At 44.5% G+C, this 18,106-nt stretch carries 15 protein-coding genes; 4 read left to right on the top strand and 11 right to left on the bottom strand.

Going from position 1 to position 18,106, the window contains the following annotated elements; all coding sequences use genetic code 11:
• The first annotated feature begins 358 nt into the window (after positions 1-358).
• Positions 359-1,291 (top strand): LLM class oxidoreductase, encoded by a 933-nt coding sequence (locus tag E8Q33_RS03840; RefSeq protein ID WP_211116083.1) that lies wholly within the window; start codon positions 359-361, stop codon positions 1,289-1,291.
• 430 nt (positions 1,292-1,721) lie between these two features.
• Positions 1,722-2,993, top strand: coding sequence for an MFS transporter (locus E8Q33_RS03835; protein ID WP_136552917.1), 1,272 nt, complete (start codon positions 1,722-1,724; stop codon positions 2,991-2,993).
• Here E8Q33_RS03835 and E8Q33_RS03830 read toward each other — a convergent pair.
• From E8Q33_RS03830 to E8Q33_RS03800, 7 genes are all read right to left on the bottom strand, one after another.
• Entirely contained in the window at positions 2,990-3,376 is a 387-nt protein-coding gene (locus tag E8Q33_RS03830; RefSeq protein ID WP_136552915.1) for a DUF2200 domain-containing protein, read from the bottom strand. The genes E8Q33_RS03835 and E8Q33_RS03830 overlap by 4 nt on opposite strands.
• Positions 3,377-3,482: 106 nt before the next feature.
• Complete coding sequence (locus E8Q33_RS03825; protein ID WP_247869914.1) at positions 3,483-4,937, bottom strand: UvrD-helicase domain-containing protein; 1,455 nt, start codon at positions 4,935-4,937, stop codon at positions 3,483-3,485.
• A gap of 23 nt (positions 4,938-4,960) precedes the next feature.
• Positions 4,961-5,362, bottom strand: a complete 402-nt coding sequence (locus E8Q33_RS03820; RefSeq protein WP_136552911.1) for a UvrD-helicase domain-containing protein — start codon at positions 5,360-5,362, stop codon at positions 4,961-4,963.
• Complete coding sequence (locus E8Q33_RS03815; RefSeq protein ID WP_211116082.1) at positions 5,350-7,317, bottom strand: ATP-dependent endonuclease; 1,968 nt, start codon at positions 7,315-7,317, stop codon at positions 5,350-5,352. The genes E8Q33_RS03820 and E8Q33_RS03815 overlap by 13 nt, the downstream gene beginning before the upstream one ends.
• A 186-nt stretch (positions 7,318-7,503) precedes the next feature.
• The gene (locus E8Q33_RS03810; protein WP_136552909.1) at positions 7,504-8,148 is read right to left on the bottom strand and encodes a hypothetical protein; all 645 of its coding nucleotides are present in this window, start codon (positions 8,146-8,148) and stop codon (positions 7,504-7,506) included.
• A 386-nt stretch (positions 8,149-8,534) separates the two neighbouring features.
• A complete protein-coding gene (locus E8Q33_RS03805; protein ID WP_136552908.1) occupies positions 8,535-9,077 on the bottom strand; it encodes a hypothetical protein in 543 nt (180 codons plus the stop codon).
• 376 nt (positions 9,078-9,453) lie between these two features.
• Positions 9,454-10,821: an MBL fold metallo-hydrolase RNA specificity domain-containing protein gene (locus E8Q33_RS03800; protein WP_247869907.1), complete on the bottom strand. Its 1,368-nt coding sequence runs from the start codon at positions 10,819-10,821 to the stop codon at positions 9,454-9,456.
• Positions 10,822-11,190: 369 nt separating this feature from the next.
• On the opposite strand from E8Q33_RS03800, the gene E8Q33_RS03795 reads away from it, so the two are divergent.
• Positions 11,191-11,409, top strand: a complete 219-nt coding sequence (locus E8Q33_RS03795; protein WP_069296884.1) for a hypothetical protein — start codon at positions 11,191-11,193, stop codon at positions 11,407-11,409.
• 78 nt (positions 11,410-11,487) lie between these two features.
• Here E8Q33_RS03795 and E8Q33_RS03790 read toward each other — a convergent pair whose 3' ends face one another.
• The 3 genes from E8Q33_RS03790 to E8Q33_RS03780 are packed head-to-tail and all read right to left on the bottom strand — an operon-like array spanning position 11,488 to position 15,924.
• Complete coding sequence (locus E8Q33_RS03790; RefSeq protein ID WP_168800135.1) at positions 11,488-12,342, bottom strand: YcnI family protein; 855 nt, start codon at positions 12,340-12,342, stop codon at positions 11,488-11,490.
• A 60-nt stretch (positions 12,343-12,402) separates the two neighbouring features.
• Positions 12,403-14,415: a DNA helicase Rep gene (rep, locus tag E8Q33_RS03785; RefSeq protein ID WP_069296886.1), complete on the bottom strand. Its 2,013-nt coding sequence runs from the start codon at positions 14,413-14,415 to the stop codon at positions 12,403-12,405.
• Between the two features lie 6 nt (positions 14,416-14,421).
• Positions 14,422-15,924, bottom strand: a complete 1,503-nt coding sequence (locus E8Q33_RS03780; protein ID WP_136552904.1) for a YifB family Mg chelatase-like AAA ATPase — start codon at positions 15,922-15,924, stop codon at positions 14,422-14,424.
• 297 nt (positions 15,925-16,221) lie between these two features.
• On the opposite strand from E8Q33_RS03780, the gene E8Q33_RS03775 reads away from it, so the two are divergent.
• On the top strand, positions 16,222-17,385 hold the full coding sequence (locus tag E8Q33_RS03775; RefSeq protein WP_247869906.1) for a YdiY family protein: 1,164 nt from the start codon (positions 16,222-16,224) through the stop codon (positions 17,383-17,385).
• Between the two features lie 83 nt (positions 17,386-17,468).
• Here the strand turns inward: E8Q33_RS03775 and E8Q33_RS03770 are convergent, their stop codons facing one another.
• On the bottom strand, positions 17,469-17,984 hold the full coding sequence (locus E8Q33_RS03770; RefSeq protein WP_084003082.1) for a PepSY domain-containing protein: 516 nt from the start codon (positions 17,982-17,984) through the stop codon (positions 17,469-17,471).
• Positions 17,985-18,106 lie beyond the last annotated feature (122 nt).

Here is an 18,106-nt window from a genome sequence, read left to right as displayed (position 1 = left end):
AATTTTCATCCGACGATTTATCAGTCAAATCCTAGAGATGTATTGGCAAATGCATGCACCTCAACACAGTACGGTGGACTTGTTGCCGTTTGTGGTATGACCACAGGTCCAGCAAGTGTTGCTCCATTGATATTAAGAAATGTAACAGCAGCCATTAAGAGCATAATGTCTTCTAGATAATAGAGAACAAAGAGCAAAAGCTTGGCTCAGGTTCTCAAGATCTCAATTTCGAAAAAATCGAAGCAATGGTTGAGGATATTTCGTTAGATTAGGTTAAAGAGAAAACAAGCGGCCTCTTGTATGAAAAAGGACGAGGTCGAACAATTGATTCGACAAGAATCTAGTGGAGTATGGTTACATGAAAAATGAACCGACAAATGCAAACAGCATGTTTAATGAAGGAAAATTAAGTTTAGGACTTATGTTTCCCCTTGAATCATATCAGGGAGATGTTCCAACTATGGCCAATCAGGAGTCATTGGCTTGCTTGGCAGAAGAGGCAGGATTTTCTGCACTTTGGTTTAGAGATGTTCCTTTGCGAGATCCATTGTTTGGAGATGTAGGACAAATTTATGATCCCTTAGTCTATATGAGTTGGATTGCAGCACATACTAAGAGAATCAAGCTGGCGACAGGATCGCTCATACTGCCACTAAGACACCCTGTTCACCTGGCTAAATCATTAGCATCACTAAATATACTTAGCAATGGTCGTATCGTAGCAGGTGTTGCATCAGGTGATCGACCAGTTGAGTTTCCAGCGTTTGGGGTTGACCTGGAATCAAGGGGGCAATTGTTTAGAGAGCATTTCGAGACACTTAAAACATTGCTCTACGACACGTTACCACGATACAACAATTCTTATGGAGTCTTGGACGGTCGAGCGGACAGTCTGCCTAAGGCAAAAGAATTGATTCCATTATTTGTCACTGGACATAGCCAACAAAGCTTAGACTGGGTTGCACAAAATGCAGATGGATGGATTACCTACCCTAGACCACTCGCAATTCATGATCGAATTGTCAAAAACTGGTATCGAATATTGGATGAGAATAATCAACCTTTCAAGCCGTTCGCACAGTCTCTCTACGTAGATTTAACTGCAGATCCTAACACGCTACCAACTCCCATCCATTTAGGAATCCGTACTGGCATTAAAGCTCTGTTGAATTATTTATTACATCTTAAGGGGGTAGGTGTTAATCACGTTACAATCAACCTCAAGTATGGAAAACGTCCCGCGAAAGAGGTAATTCAGGAATTGGGAGAATATGTCGTACCTTCAATTTAGAAGAAATTTATACCCACTCCATAGAACACAGATTAATCAGTTATAAACATAATTTACCCAAATCAAGTTTGCTTACCCTCCCTTGAATTTGTATTGAAAATAATCAAAGCAATAGGGTCTATTGACCTTTCATAGGCACCACTGCTGGAGGATATTTTTCCATCCTACAAGGCGGAAATGGTGCGATTGTTCTACATAAGTCATTTGCAACGCAGTAGGACGGAAAAATAGTCCCAGCCCTGCGGGTTGTGGCTGAAAAATGCACCACTCTGCGGTACTCGTCGTTTATTTAGAATGACTAAACGGCACTCCTCGCGTCTTGATTGGTACATTTTCAGTCACAACAGAGGCGCCTATGAAAGGTCAATAGACCCTATAATAGTGGCTTGTTGTTCACCCGCAGTAAGCTATTCTCGTTTCAGGAAACCGCATGTTTTTTAAAAGAGCCTTATTACCAATTTCATCGTTGTTCTTCTCTATTTCACTATTGGCAACGGGTTATGGTTTATTGATGACGTTCATCGGCATATTCCTGAAACAGGAAGGCCTCACTGAGGGCGTCATCGGCTTAATCAATTCCGCTTTTTTCCTGGGCGCGATGTTAGCCGCCATTTTCAGTCAAAAACTCATCGTCACCGTAGGTCATGCACGCAGTTTTTCGGCTTTTTCTGCGATTATGGTCATGGCATTTTTGGGGCACGCCTTATGGTTTGATCCCTGGTTTTGGGCCACATTGCGTTTGGTATCAGGTTTTGCCTTTTATGCCATGCTGATTGTGTTGGAAAGCTGGCTCAATGAAAAAAGCTCAACTGATGACCGCGGCAAAATTCTCGCGATCTATACCATCGTATTCTTCCTGGCATTGGCATTGGGTCAATTGCTATTAATGCTGGAGCTGTCAGCCAATACGATTTTCATTCTGGGTTCAATTCTGGTGCTTTGGTCGCTGGTATTGGTCGCAGTAACACGTGTTTCGCAACCTGTATTAAAACCTTTTGAGCGTTACAGCATGCCAAAATTGTTATCGATCGCCCCGTTGGCATTAGTTGGGAGTTTTATTGGCGGGGTGTTTATTGGCGCGTTTTACACCATGCTGCCGTTGTATGTTTTAAATGTGTTTGATCAGCCTAAGGTGGTCTCATTGTTTATGGCAATTACCATTCTGGGTGGGCTGGTGGCGCAATTGCCTGTGGGTATGCTATCGGATCGATTAGGACGCCGGAAAATGCTGGCTTGGGCTGGATTTTTCGGTGCAGGTGTTTTTCTGCTGATGCTGATTTTGCCTTTGATCTGGCGTGATAGCGTGGTGTTGCTTTATACAGTTGGTTTTTTATTGGGTGTCAGTTTGTTCAGTATTTATCCTCTGAGTGTTGCACGTGCCAATGATGTGTTTGATGAAAACACAGACCTGGTCGAGATTAGCCGAACCTTATTGTTTTCGTATGGCTTCGGGTCATTTATTGCGCCGTTATTTTTAGGTTTTGTACTAGGATTTTCTGCGACCGCATTTTTTATTGTGCTGGCGTTGTTTGCCTTGGCTTTAGGTTATTACTCATTACAGAGCGAGCGTATTCCGGAAGACCATATGAATGTCTATGTGGCCGTTCCGGCGGCATCCGGCAGCGTTCTCGCTGAAATGGATCCACGCATGGATGAAAAATGGGTTGAAGATCATCGGCCTCATCCGGAGCCAACAACTTAATTGATTAGGTATCTAGTTTGTTGATAGCTGGCTTTAATGCCGGAGAATTTTCCCATCGACTTGCCTTTAGCCAGCTCATCAATCAGCTTGTCCAGATAACGAATTTTCTGCATCAACGGATCGTCGACTTCTTCAACCCGTACACCACACACCACGCCTTTAATTAAAGAGCTGTTAGGATGAATTGCTGGGGCTTGAGCAAAAAAGGTTTCAAAATCATTTTCCAATTCAACCTGCTGTTTTAATCCCGTGTCGTCATAACCGGTCAGCCAGAAAATGATTTGATCAACTTCCTCTTCCGTTCGATTTTTACGTCCAGCCTTTTGAATATACAGCGAATAAACCTTTGCAAATGGTATCGTGAAGATAGGATGTTTAGACATTTTTATCCCCAAATTTAGTTGGCCTCATATCAAGTTTGCTGACCCCTTGATTCATTCTGTCACACAGACCTCATTCCGGCCCCAAATTTGAGGATTTTCTCTCTCTTCATACTAGCTGAATTATCCACCCTTGCCGCTCTAACTGAGTCCTTACATCAGACTGAATCCGGTCCTGGTGGGCTGCCATACAGAGGAGCCTACGAGGTCTGCTAGCGGCTACGTAAAGCTGTCTGGCAAATTTTTGCTTCTGCGTTCCGGAAATTGCCCCATTTTCCGTGAATGCCAACCTTCCGGATAGCTTCTCTAGGTCATACTGGCGATTTTTTGTCTCCAGTACCAACGTCGCATCATGTGTTTCACCTTTCACAGAATGGATCGTTCCTATTTCTATTTCACGCCCTGAAGCTGAGCGATATATATTCGCCATTCCGGCCTGGGAGATAACGTTACCGTCGTCATCGCTCTCTGAGTAGGCCAAATATTCTTTCACCGGCCTGTCTTCACCATCAATTCCCAGTAGAGACAACAGCTTAGTGCATTGCTCCTCCCAGAGTTCCTGGGAGGGGACTCCATCCATAATCCAGGACGTGAGCAGACCTTTAAACTCTTCGTGTGCTCCCGTGATCCTTAGATGGCTACCAAGACTGGTCGCGGAATAGTGCCTTGTATAGGCCCCGACGCTTTCAGTAACACCGCCTCGACGTAGCAAATCCAGTACGCACTGCATGAGTAGTGCATATTGAAAGGCCGCATCAGCTTCCGTCGCCCACCACTTGCGTGATACCGCCTCAATGAGCAACTGAGGCCTCGGTGTCTTAACGGATTTTGTTCTATCGTAGCTGGGCCAATACTCGCTGATAAAGCCTCCCTGGCCTTCTGTGCCCCCCACAGCCTTTGCACAACGAGATTGATTGTTTATCCCCAACGCATCGAGCAACTCGCAAAATCTCTCTAACACATTTACTTTTGTAGCATCTGTATAGAGAAATATAGTGTGAGGTGCGTCGTGTTGGGCTTGTTTAAACGACTGAAGTTCGCCTATCCCGGTGATACTCAGACCGGATATTTTGGCAGCTATATCTGCCGGAAATCTATGTGTGCTTTTGAGGGGAGCAAGCGCGCTATTGCCATTGAAAGTCTGATTCGGACTCTCTCCACCCATACTGTCGAAAATGGCCTGGTCAGGATCACCTAGCCTTTGCAGCATAACATCATCGCAAAGGAATAATTCGTTAATGAGATCGTCCTGAAATTTTTGTGTATCTTGCATTTCGTCCACGAGGACATAGGAAAAACGTTTTCTGAGCGTGCTTACAACCTCGCTATTCTCTTGGATGCATTGTTTTGCAAAGTAGTACATCTCTGAGTAAAAAAAGTATCCCCGGTTAATACGCTCACAAAGTACTTGGATAAGATTCTTATAGGAAGCTGAGGTCGATCTATTATTGAAGCCTGGAACCTGAGGCTCCCCTGTTTCACGGTCAATCTTTAGATCGAATATAGATGCATGCTGCCTTCTAGCTAGAAAGGCCCTTGTTCCATCACTAATCCGGCTGCCCATCAACGCGGCGCAGGCCTCATCATCTATGCGGACAGGTTCATCTCGATTGATCGCAAATAGGGTGTTGCAAGGTATCTGTTAACAAACTCCTGAATAGTCCCAATAAAGTTTGGGTACTGCGTAAGCCGAAAGCCCGAAGGGTGGCTCTCAATTCGAGCGATAATTTCATTGCGGGCTACGTTGGTATGCGTCAGAACGCATACTCCCATGTCCGCTGACCTCAGCTTCTTTTCAAGAATGAGGAGCTTGGCCGCAACAATCGTTGTCTTTCCGCTTCCCGGACAGGCCTGAACATCATGCCAAGACTTGATAATAGCCCTCCTGTCGTCGTCAAATTCGAGGGCCATCGACGCATCCGAAAGCCTTTGGTTGTAGTCCTGGAGGAACTCGTCAATATCGTTATCAGTAATCTCTAGTTCAGGCACCTAGTCGCCTCCCGTATCGGCTGTTGCTGTAGTAGCTTCCTCGTCAACGGGAGGAGTGCTGAACGGCTCTGTAACATAAGCGATAGCGGACTTAATGTACGTAGGCATCTTATCCAGAAGCTATCTTTACCTTCCGCGTCGGAATAGTCTTCAATCAGTTTCTGGCTGAGACGGTACGCCACATCGGTCTTGAGACTGCTTGATTCAATAAGCCCGTATATCTTTATAGCCCGCAGTTCTGGATCAGCAGGGAGGCCCGCGAAGGCCGGGTCACCTTCGCCCTTCACGAGGTCATATATATCTTCTGCAAGACCGCTTCGGATAAGGCAGTACTCAAACGTCCATTCATCAGACACAAAAACTTGCGTATTTTGTAAGTCATCGAGGATAAGTCTTTCTCCGTCATGCAAGACTTCGAATGACTGGAGTGACTTTCTTTTGTCAACTGCGGCAGTTCCAAAAGTCACGCCATCAGAGCCTGTCCGGGGCAACCAGAAATGCTTGTTCCTGGACTTGAGCGTCTTGAATCCCACATCGGTATTGACCTCGCTATCAGCGGCCTCTGGCCAAAGGTCAATGTCCCTGAGACAAGCAACGCGAATTGGTATCTTGGAGCCACTGCCACTCAGAACCGCCCTTCGAAGGAATATTTTTGCATATCGCGTGTAAGCAGTGTTGCCAACATTGACCACACTTACCCCGAAATTCTCTAAAGGCCTTCCGAGCAGATTTGAAATAGTGGGGAGCAAGATGTTCTCACCATCACCCTCGACAACGAGAACTGACTTCGCGAAGAATAAATTCGACTTCGTTACGTCTAGAAACTTCTCAAGAAAGACATAGTCTTCCGGATCGAGTAATGTCTCGCTTTTGGTTAGCGGAAACGCAGCCCCATTTGAAACTAGGATCATGCTTTCAAGTGGCGCTTTAGATGCCAGATTGGGGCTATGGGTGGTAAGGATCGTCTGAAATGTGGCTGAGTTGGTGCCCGAATAGCTGTCCCTGATAAATTTTAAAAGCTTCATTTGTAACTGCGGGTGCAAATGGGCTTCGGGCTCTTCGATTAACAAGAGCGGGAAGTCACTTTTCTCCTGCTCGAGCAATATCAACTCTGTAGCCATGAAGAGGATATTGCTATATCCAAGCCCTTGCATGGGCTTGGACTCATCAAGTACCAGGCTCAAGCGTCGCAAAATATCCTGAAACGCACGCTCTCGCTCTAGGGAGTTAAGCGTGTCAAACTCCTGACTGCCAAGCATTTGAATGGACAAATCAAACTTGTCCGTATTGAAAGTAAGCTCTTTAACGTAGCGGTCAATATCTGACCGATTATCTTTTAATCCCTGATTATTCTTCGCTTCACTACTCGCTGCGATCAATCCCTTGAGCAATGTCTCGAAATGGACTCCATCACGTTTGAAGTGCTTCGAAGAGGAAAGTATTTGTGTAAGCCTTGAGCCTCGACCAGAGGACAACTCCGCTTCGGCATCTCTAAGCGGCTTCAAATACGTTGACGAAAGATAATCCCGAATTTCTCTTTCGATAGTGAGACCGTCACCATTTATCCCTGACCTCAACTCCGTCCGTATTAAGCGGCTACCCCGCTGAATCACTTCGGTTCGGCGAGCGGTCAAGGTCACATATAATACAGAATGTCTTACACCTTCATCCCGCTCCTCATGCGTAAGATGCTCTACAAAGGTACGAGCCTGATCCGGCGTAATTTCGTCAAACTTGAGTTTAATTGAAAGCGTGTCAGAAGAGTTTTGGAAATCGGATTCAACTATGCGAGTCCATTCAGCTGAATTCGTATCTAGAGTGAGCCGTATAGCATCAATTAGAGCAGTTTTGCCGGAGTTGTTTTCGCCGATAAGTACATTAAGCCCCGGGTTTAAAGATAATTGTAAACTTTCAAATATCCTAAAGTTCTGAATATGTAGCTCACAAATATACATTACCGATATTCCTATTATTAATTACACCGTCTTTTATTTTATTTGGGTTCACAGTTAGAAGCATGGCTGTTGCTTATAACGTCAGCATTTATGACCAAGTTGTAGTCCACTCAAGGGGGGCATTTCCGCTTGGGTCGAAATTGGACTTATTACGCTCACCGTATAACACTCAAATTAGCGGTGAGTTTACGAGTCCGCTACATTTTCTTGTTGTACGTTCATTTGCGCCCGGACTTCTGAAGGTAAATGATCAAGCCATTCAATGGATTCAGTTTTGGGATTGTAGGAAACGAGAATTGTCCCTCCCGGTGCTCCACTCCTAGAAATTTCCTCTGATGCCGCCGAGGTCAGGCCAAGAGTATGATACTCTGCAATGAAATCCATAAATTTTAAAACTATGGCCTCATAGTTAACACTCGGGGAATATTTGGGGATTAAAAGCTTGAATCTATAGCCATCATTACCCTCGGCCATAATTGAATAAGCCATTGAAAATGGATTATCACTACTTACCTTCCCTGGCGTTCCCATTAGCACAGGCTCGATGCGAGGCTGGCTAATAGTTTTTTGGGTTAGTTTTGCGAGCGACGACTTGAGAGTGTTGTAATGATCTTTGCCCATCTCCTTTAAGAACTCTTCAAAATAGGCTTTTCCTATAAAGGCAATGATCGCCGTAGGAATAAACCACTCGACTGTGGCGAAAGGACCCGGCTCAGGAGTTTCTTGTATTTGAAGATCTAAATTCTCATGCTCTACTTCAGATAGAAAGTCCTCAAAGATAGAGCTATCGAATCTTTCAGTATGAACTATCGCTACTTGTGGTTTCTGCACATTCCCTCCTATGACTTACAACAGTCAGTTAATGAGGTCTGCGTACTCATAATAATTGTTAACGTGAATGGTTCATAAATGAGGCGAACTAAATCCGCGTAAAATAACACATTGAAATACTTAGATTTTATTAGAATGGACTTCACCGTTCTCATTAATCTTGAATGATTCACGATTAATTTTTTGCCTGAAAAGGCTTGGGATAAAGATGCGAGCTGAATATCCATATCGGCCTCAAAATTTGAGATGGCTCACAATTTATACGGTTTTTAAAATTAAAACAAACCTTTGATTTATTTGAGGTATTAACGCTGAATCGAAAATGTGAATTTGTTGCATCTGCTTTCACTATCAAAAGGGGCAGAGTCAATTGAAATTGATTAACCTCAGTCCTTTCTGGCGTCGGTTGCATTTTCTTGTTCAAAGGCTGTTGAGGTCACTTTACTTATAATCTGTGGCACAAATCTCTCAGAAAAGCCCGCCACAAATGACCAAAATAAAAACTTAGCGAGATCTTCACCAGAATTTGGATATGTCTCTGTGAATACGTCAAGAATGTAGGTGGTGTCGGGACCTGATTCTGGTCTTACTGGAAAATGAAACTCGGGGAAAATATGTCCGGAAACGATACCAGACAATAAGATTACATAGAGAACCAGTGCAAACACTCCACCAAATATTGGGACCAGTAATATTTGAAACCAAGATGACGTCAGTAATTCTAATTCTTGATCTGATACTCCCCTAAGTCGTTGCTGGATACTCACGAAACCACCAATGATTCCACATAAGAGACCTGACCAAGTCATCATGAATCTTTGGTCAAAATAATAGGTAATACCGAAGATAACACCAAGGATTAGCAACGCCGCAGCAGTCATTAAGATTAGTCGCTTTGTAACCGTATGAATATGCTTGATGCGTTCCATAGATGCCTCCGACGGCAACATTCAGGGGCTTTTGATCAACTTTCTGCCCGAACAGGCTTTGAATTTAGTTGGTGCAAGCTGGATATCCATATCGACCACCAAAATGTGAGATACATCACAATTTAAACCGTTTTTTTAAATAACACAACCCTCTGATTTACCTCAGATAGTTAATGAAATATAGATGAGATTGAGTTCATCAGATGACGCAAATACCGGTCAGATAACAATTCAAAATAATTCTCTGTGCCCTCTGTGTCGCTGTGGTTATTTTTTAAAGCTGATTAGCTATCAAATCACGAACAAAAAAAATGGCCCAGTTTTAATTCAAAACTGAGCCACTTTTATTTGGCTTAATGTGACTACTGGCCCTATTTTAAATATCAACTTCCTCAAACAGTTCTGGCACTTCGGCATCCCAGCCGAACTTTTCGGTGATGTGTTTACGCATGGTGTCGCTGGCAACGACTTCGCCGTGAGTGACATAAACCTTATCGGGCTTCAGGTTACCTTGCTCCAACCAGGTCAGGATTTCATTGTAGTCACCGTGGGCGGACATGGAATCCAGGTTATGAATTTCGGCTTTTACCGGCCAGTACGCACCGTGGATTTTGACCTTTTGGGCACCATTTACCAACGCATCACCACGAGTACCAGGGGCCTGAAAGCCCGCAAATACAATGCTGTTACGGGGATTGGGTAACAGGGTTTTAAGGTGATGCAACACCCGACCGCCAGAGGCCATTCCACTCGCTGAGACAATCACACATGGGTAACGCATGGTATCCAGTTCGATGGCTTCATCTACAGTGCGGATGTATTGAGTTTGATCATCAATCAGCGCGCACTGGCTTTGATCCAGCTTATGTTCTTTGTGATGTTTGATGAAAGCCTCGGTGGCCTTAATAGCCATCGGGCTGTTCAGGTAGACCGGCATGTCGGGGATTTTGCCTTCTTCCATAAGCTTATGCACCACATACAGCAGCATTTGTGCTCGGCCAACGGCAAAGGCTGGCATCAGCGTGATACCACCTCGGCCTGCAGTTTTGGTAATGATATCTGCAAGTACAGCTTCTGGATCTGATTCACCATGGAGGCGGTCGCCGTAAGTGGATTCACATACCAGTACATCTGCGTGCTGGAGTGGTTCTGGCGGACGCATAATAATGTCGTTTTGTCGTCCTACATCACCGGTAAATACCACTGTGCGGTCTGAGCCTTTGTGATGAACATGCACACAGGATGAGCCCAGAATATGCCCCGCTGGTGTGAAGCTGACTTCAAAGCCTTTTATCGGCTCAAATGTCTCGTGGTAGTGCAGGGATTCGAAATGTTTTAACGCTTCTCTGGCATCTTTTTCGGTAAATAGCGGTTCCGGGCTTTCGTGTTTTGAGAACTTCTTACGAGCAGCATATTTGGCATCTTCTTCCTGCAGATAACCGGCATCTGGTAACAACACATTACACAGCTCATGGGTGGCCTTGGTGCAGTATATTTTGCCTTTGAAGCCGTTTTTTACCAACGCTGGTAAGTAACCGGAATGATCGATATGAGCATGAGTCAGTACCACGGCATTGATTGTTGAAGGATCTACCGGAAACGGTGCCCAGTTACGCCGCCGTAAGGTTTTAACACCTTGGTACAAACCACAATCCACCAGTAATCGGTGATTATCATCAGAAAGCAGATAGCGGGAACCGGTTACTGTGCTGGTACCACCGAGAAAGCGAAGTTTCATATGCATGTGATCCTTGTCTGGCAAATACTGTTTTTAGCTAGAGTATAAGTTTACTGGGGTTAGACTCACCAACAGTTGATGTGGGTCAAATCTTTGGTGGACGTCTTTATTCTCAATTTATACGCTAAACATAGAAATGTTTACCGTATCACTACTTTCATAAACTTGTCAGATATTGACCATATTGATGCAGATTAACTGTAAATCTATTGATTTGTAGTACCGTCTAATTGAAAACAGCATTTACTTGTTGTGATACAAGCGCGTGGTTATTGAACCGTATCTGTTCTGACTAAAATCCACTAATCAAAGCGTTTCACTCTGCTATTACTGCAAGATAGATGTCCTCTTTAATAACCTTAAGGAATCAACATCATGACACTACAGCAAATAAATCAACAAAGATCAGCTAGCATTTCGACTATTATCGCCGCATCTAAAAAGCTCTCTGAAAAAGAGAAGGAATCTGAAAAATCACCTCAGGTTCCAGATCCTTCAGAAGGAACCTATCAGCCGGCAGATGACCCGGATAATGATAAACAGAAAGAGGCCGAAAAGGCTCCACCTATGCCGCAGCCACCCACTCCGCCATAAGCACCTAATCAACAATAATGCATAAAAAAAGGCCCAGTTTTAATTCAAAACTGGGCTTTTTTATTTAGCTAAATAGAATTAGTGGTGGTGATGTTCACCTGTGCCATCAACCACTTTGACAAACGGTGCTGGGTATTGCAGTGTGGTTTGTCCATGACCGGCGTGGACTGAATGATCCATTTCCTGCTCAGCTTCGTCAGTCATATCCATCTGATGATGTTGATGGGCAGAGTGATCAGTTTCATCTTTAGTCTGACCATGTTGATGCTGATGGCTTTTATGTTGACTATGATCCACCGAATGTTCAGATTCACCCATCGTTTTGCCATGCTGGTGTTGATGCTGATGGGCTTTATGCTGACTATGATCAGCTGAATGATCCATTTCCTGATTCATCCCGTGATCATGTTGTTGATGTAATTCCACCTCATCTTCTTCAACATCCATTTCACGATACTGGCCTTGTTGTTGGCCTCTAGGTTTAACTTTAACGGTTTCGTCAATTTGATCCCAATGCAACTCACCGCTTTCACATTTTTGGGTCACCGGAAAATAGAGCACGCTAGTGGCACCGACACCGATACGTCCACGGAAAACAAATTCATCAAAATGACTGTCCCGCAGTAAATTACCTGACCAAGTGATTTGCCGTACGGCTTCAGTTATCTCAATTCCATCTCGAAAGAACGGTCTTTCAATTGGGCTTCTGACTACTTCTAACTGCCAACCCGCTTTAGCCATAGGTTGGACAAATTGCAGACCTTCGGGAATATCCACTGTGATTTGAGTTGTAGCAGAAGTATCGCAGCCTTGAGTAACCAGCAATACACCTTTGTAGTAACTGCCACTTTCGGCCTGCGTTTGTTCAAGAATCACTTGAGCATTTGCCAAACCGGGCACCAACATTGCCAAGAAAAGAAGTTTTGTTTTCATATTTTTTGCCTTCATCGTGGGGCGATGCTTCACCCGCTTATTACTCATCCGATCAATATGTTACTTAAGCATATCGCGAATGTTGGATAAATGCGCTTTGCCACGCTCTTTTCGTTCTTCTGGATCAACCTGAGTTTTTTCGGTCATCCAGATCAAATCTTCTGGGGGTAACTCGCGAAGAAAACGACTTTCTTCACACTCCACCTTTTCACCATAACGTTTACGGGTATTGGCCAGCGTCATCACCAGACTACGCTGTGCTCTTGTGATGCCAACATAAGCCAGACGCCGTTCTTCTTCGATCGAATCCTCTTCAATACTGGTTCGATGTGGCAGAATTTCTTCTTCCATACCGACAATGAATACATGCGGGAATTCCAGCCCTTTAGCGGCATGTAATGTCATCAGATGCACGGCATCGGCCTGATTTTCATCGGCTTGCCGGTCCATGATATCCATCAACGTTAAACGGGCAGCAATATCACCAATCGATTTTTCTTCGGTGTCCTGATCAATCATTCGTTCGATCCAGCCAACCAGTTCATCGACATTTTCCATACGACGATTGGCTTTATTCGGATCGCCACTAACTTCTTCCAGCCAGCCACGGTAATTGATTTCTTCGATCATATCCTTGATGGCGTCCAGTAGATTGCCACGGGCAGCGCGATCAGCAATATCAATTAACCATCGGGTAAAGATTTCCAGATTCTGCACTGATTTAGGCGGCAGACTTTCAGCCAGTCCCATTTCAAAACAGGCTCCAAACATGCTGGTGTTGCGTTTGGCAGCGTATTCACCAAGCGCTTGTAAGGTTGAAGAACCGATACCACGACGTGGCGTATTAATCACCCGTAAAAAGGCATTATCGTCATCCTGATTGGCCAGAAGACGTAGATAGGCCATGATGTCTTTGACTTCAACGCGTGAGAAAAACGAGGTTCCGCCTGTCAGAAAATACGGCACGCTGTGTTCGCGTAATACTTTTTCCAAAGAGCGGGACTGATGGTTACTGCGATACAAAATCGCATAATCCTTAAAACTCGCCTGGTGTTTGAGCTTGTGATATAGCAGCTCGGAAATGACTTTTTCCGATTCATGCTCGTCATCTCGACAACCGATTACCCGAATGGCATCGCCCTCACCCATCGCACTCCATAGTTTCTTTTCAAACACATGCGGGTTATGGCTGATAAGTTTATTGGCAACTCGCAGGATGCGGCCCATCGAACGGTAATTCTGTTCGAGTTTAATCAGATTTAATCTGGGAAAATCGGTTTGCAGCTGCACCAGATTTTCAGGTCGTGCACCACGCCAGGAATAGACCGATTGATCATCGTCCCCTACTACGGTGAGCTTTTCACGGATGCCGACCAGTTGTTTAACCAGCTCATACTGACAACCGTTGGTATCCTGATATTCATCCACCAGCAGATAATGAATTTTCGCCTGCCATTTTTGCAACACATCACGATGTTCACGAAACAGAATCACTGGCTTTAAAATCAGATCATCAAAATCCACGGCGTTGTATGCCTGTAATGCCTGCACATAACGAGGGTAAACCTTGGCTGCGAACTCTTCCTGAGCCCCATCGGCAATCTGAGCAGCCTGCTCGGGCAGAATCAACTGGTTTTTCCAGTTTGAAATCAGGTTTTGCACTTCCTGAGCATGATCGCTGTCAGCAGCAAAATCCCGCCCCATCAAATCGCGAAACACTGCCAGTGAATCCTGTGCATCAAAAATCGAAAACCCCGGACGATAGCCTAATGATTTGCCATCACGACGCAGGATATTCAAACCAAGCGTATGGAATGTCGAAACCATCAAACCGCGTGCAGAGGCTTGTCGGGTAGACATCAAATCAGCAACCCGCTCTTTCATCTCACGAGCGGCTTTGTTGGTAAAGGTAACGGCAGCGATATTGCTGGCTTTGATGCCGCATTGCTCGATCAGATAGGCAATCTTGCGAGTAATAACCCGCGTCTTGCCACTGCCGGCACCGGCTAACACTAACAACGGTCCATCGATGTAACGCACAGCTTCCCGCTGTTGCGGATTGAGATCTTTCACTAAATATTAATTCGCTGTGTCGAGGCGTCGATAGCCGATGGCTTCGGTTAAATGTACCGTTTGAATACTGGGTGAACCGGCCAAATCAGCAATGGTTTGGGCTACTTTTAAAATACGATGATAAGCACGGGCCGACAGACCAAAACGGCTGATGGCTTTTTCTACTAATTGAAAATCCTGATCTGACAAGGTGCAAAAAACCTCTAGTTCTTTATGTTGCAGGGACGCATTGGCTTTGTTGGCGCGCTCAAGTTGAATCTGCCGTGCCTGAATCACCCGCTGACGAACCACTTCACTGGACTCAGGAGGAACAACATCAGGCTGAGGCCGCAACAGTTTTTTATCCACTGCCGGCACCTCCATCAACATATCAATGCGATCCAATAACGGGCCGGAGATCTTACCACGGTAGCGTCTGACTTGCTCTTCTGTGCAATGACATCTTGCCTGCCCCAGATAACCGCAGGGACACGGATTCATCGCAGCAACTAATTGAAAACGTGAGGGAAATTCGGCCTGATTAGCGGCACGAGAAATAGTTATTTTTCCGGATTCAATTGGCTCGCGTAAAACTTCTAAAACTTTGCGGTCGAACTCGGGCAGCTCATCGAGAAATAAAACGCCATTATGAGCCAAAGAAATCTCGCCCGGTTTAGGCTGACTGCCACCGCCCACCAAAGCTACTGCAGATGCTGTGTGATGTGGTGCCCGAAATGGTCGTTGCATCCAGTTTTCAACTTGAAAACCTGTAGATGATATTGAGTGAATGGTGGCCGTTTCAATCGCCTCCTGCTCAGTCATTGGTGGCAAAATTCCGGGAAGCCGACTTGCCAGCATAGTTTTTCCAGTTCCAGGTGGACCTGCGAAAAGAATGCTATGAGATCCGGCAGCAGCAATTTCTAAAGCTCGTCGAGCAGAAGCCTGGCCACGTACATCAGCTAAATCAGCGTAATTGTTTTGAATATGTTGCTGTTTATTCAGATTGGTCGGTAATCGTAATTGATCATGCAAATGTGCACAGACTTCCAATAAGGTCTTCGCAGCAAAGCTCTCACCCTGCTCAGTAAGCGCCGCCTCCTCAGCATTTTCAAACGGTACCATTAATTGTCGGTTGGCTTCAGACGTGGCTAACGCAGTAGGTAATACACCTCGAACAGCCCTTAATTCACCGGTCAGGCCCAACTCACCGATAAACTCCATATTGCTTAACGATTGCACCGGAATTTGATTGGAGGCAGCCAGAATGCCCAACGCAATCGGTAAATCAAACCGACCTCCCTCTTTAGGCAAATCTGCAGGAGCCAGATTAATGGTGATTCGTTGCTGAGGAAAAGTGAACTGAGAGTTTATCAATGCCGACCGAACGCGATCCTTGCTTTCCTTAACCGCCGTTTCGGCCATACCCACAATCGACAGACTGGGCAGGCCATTGGAAAGATGCACTTCAACGGTAACTGCCTGAGCATAAATACCGGTCAAAGCACGACTGTAAACCGTGGCAATACTCATATTCCTTCCCTGGAAAATTAGTGTGTTTTGATTCTAACGGATATGAGTTACCAGATGAAGCTCAAACGGGTCTTAATCAAAACTGGTTATCAGTTTCACGCGATTTTCACGTTTTATTTTTTAGGGTCTTTTGGAGTCGTTTTTCCAGACCGCGAATAAATCGTTTCAAAAATAACGTTTCAGTCAATTTATAAAGCTTCGGTTTCGCATCCTTGGTAAAGCATTTTTGAACCAAAGGTTATCCATCAAATAATCGGCATAGATTCACGGAAGACCTTAATCAAACACGGAGAAATCATGCTTCAACGTCGATTGAGCACCGCTATTTCCACCATGCTTCTTTTCACTTCCACCGGCCTCGCGGCAGATCAGATTCTGCTTGATGATGGCAGTATCCTCAAAGGATCTATCAAACAAATATCTGATGGCAAAGTCATCATGGATACGGCATTTGCCAGTGAAGTTACTGTTGATTTCAGTCGGGTGACGCAAATTAGTACTGATCAGAAACATCTAATCGAACTGGATAGTAGCGATCGGGTTGTGGGGCAGCTGACGGTTAATGAACAAGGTCAGCATCAATTAACCGGAACTGCTTTTGGGACAGTGGATATTGATCCAAAACGTATTAATACACTGTGGGAAACAGATGCTGTGCAACCGCAGAATGCACAACTGGAACAACAGTATCAGCAGGAAATTGAACAAATAAAAACCGCTCAGGAGCAGGAAAAAGCCGAGCTTGAAGAAACTTACACAGCTGAAGTGCAGCAACTTCGAGCAGAACGTGAAGCCTTGCTGGATCCGTGGAGTGGGAATCTGGCATTTGGTGTACAAGGTGCCAGTGGTAACACAGACAGAATGGCGGTCACTGGCCGAGGGGAACTGCATCGGGAAACCGCAAATGAAAGACTGGGCATGTATCTGGAAATAAATTATGCCAAGGAAAATGACGAGCAAACCGAAAACGAAAAACTGGCGGGCATTAAATTAGAACGTGATATCAGTGAAAACTATTTTGCCCGTGGCAGTGCCGATTTTGAAATCGATGATTTTGAAGAGCTGGATTTACGAGCAATTACTACTGCCAGTCTGGGGCGATTTTTTATTCGTGAACCGGATTTAATCTTCAAAGGCTTCGCTGGTGTCGGTTATCGTTTTGAAAGCTATTCCGATGGCACTAATGAAAAAGATCCTACTGCGGTATTTGGCTATGAAACCAATTACAACCTTAATAGTCGTCTAAGTTTGTTCCATGATTTGACCTATTACCCATCGTTTAGCAGCCCTGGGCAAAATTATTTATTGGTAACTAATGTGGGTGCTGAAATGCCTATCACTAATGATGAAGCTTGGAAGCTGCGAGCGAGTCTTAGAAGCCAGTACAACAGTCAACCCGCACTTGATGCAGAAACTACTGACACAAATTATCGTTTAAATTTAGTCTATGACTGGGATTAGAGCTTTAGTATCAGGCAAAAAAAAGCCCCGTTAAATTAACGGCTTTTAAGTTTTGAGGTGTTATCTCAATAAACCATTAAGGCTTATTCACCACCGATTTGGTACAACACTGTTTCAACTGGTTTTAATTCACCAGAAACTGCATCGACTTCAACTTCTAACAATTTTCCATCATCAGTTTTGATATCAAACTCATAACTAGGACCACTGTCTTCGATTTCATATTCAATTTTCATGACCGCACCAGGATAAGCGTCTAATGCTGTTTTTAAAGCTGCATCTAAACGTACTTTTGCCTGTGAAGTAAATTCTTTATCGTCAGCAGCAACTTCACGCTCAGTTTCTAGCACTTTGCCGGTTTTAGAGTCGCATTCTACTTCCCAATTTTTACCGTCATCGCCTTTGATATCCAACTCGAACTGATGATTTTTATCTTCCATTTCAGCACGCAGTGAAACAATCTCACCTGGATGCATTTCCATCGCAGAAGCAACACAAACATCTAGGCCAGAATGTTTATCTGCATGAGCAGCTGTAGAGAAAAGACCCGCCGTCATTAGCGCCAGAATTGTCATTGTAGGGATTGTTTGATTTTTCATTTAAAGCTCCATTTGTGTTCAAAAAATCCATTCTCTACCCACAAGAGCAATGAAAACTAAATATTTATTCCAAGTATAGAATATCTATATAGGAAAAATTCCTGATATAGAATCTCATAATA

It is taken from the genome of Methylophaga sp. SB9B (genome assembly GCF_004832235.1).
Lineage (GTDB): Bacteria > Pseudomonadota > Gammaproteobacteria > Nitrosococcales > Methylophagaceae > Methylophaga > Methylophaga muralis.
This window is presented reverse-complemented; position numbering and strand designations above follow the sequence as displayed.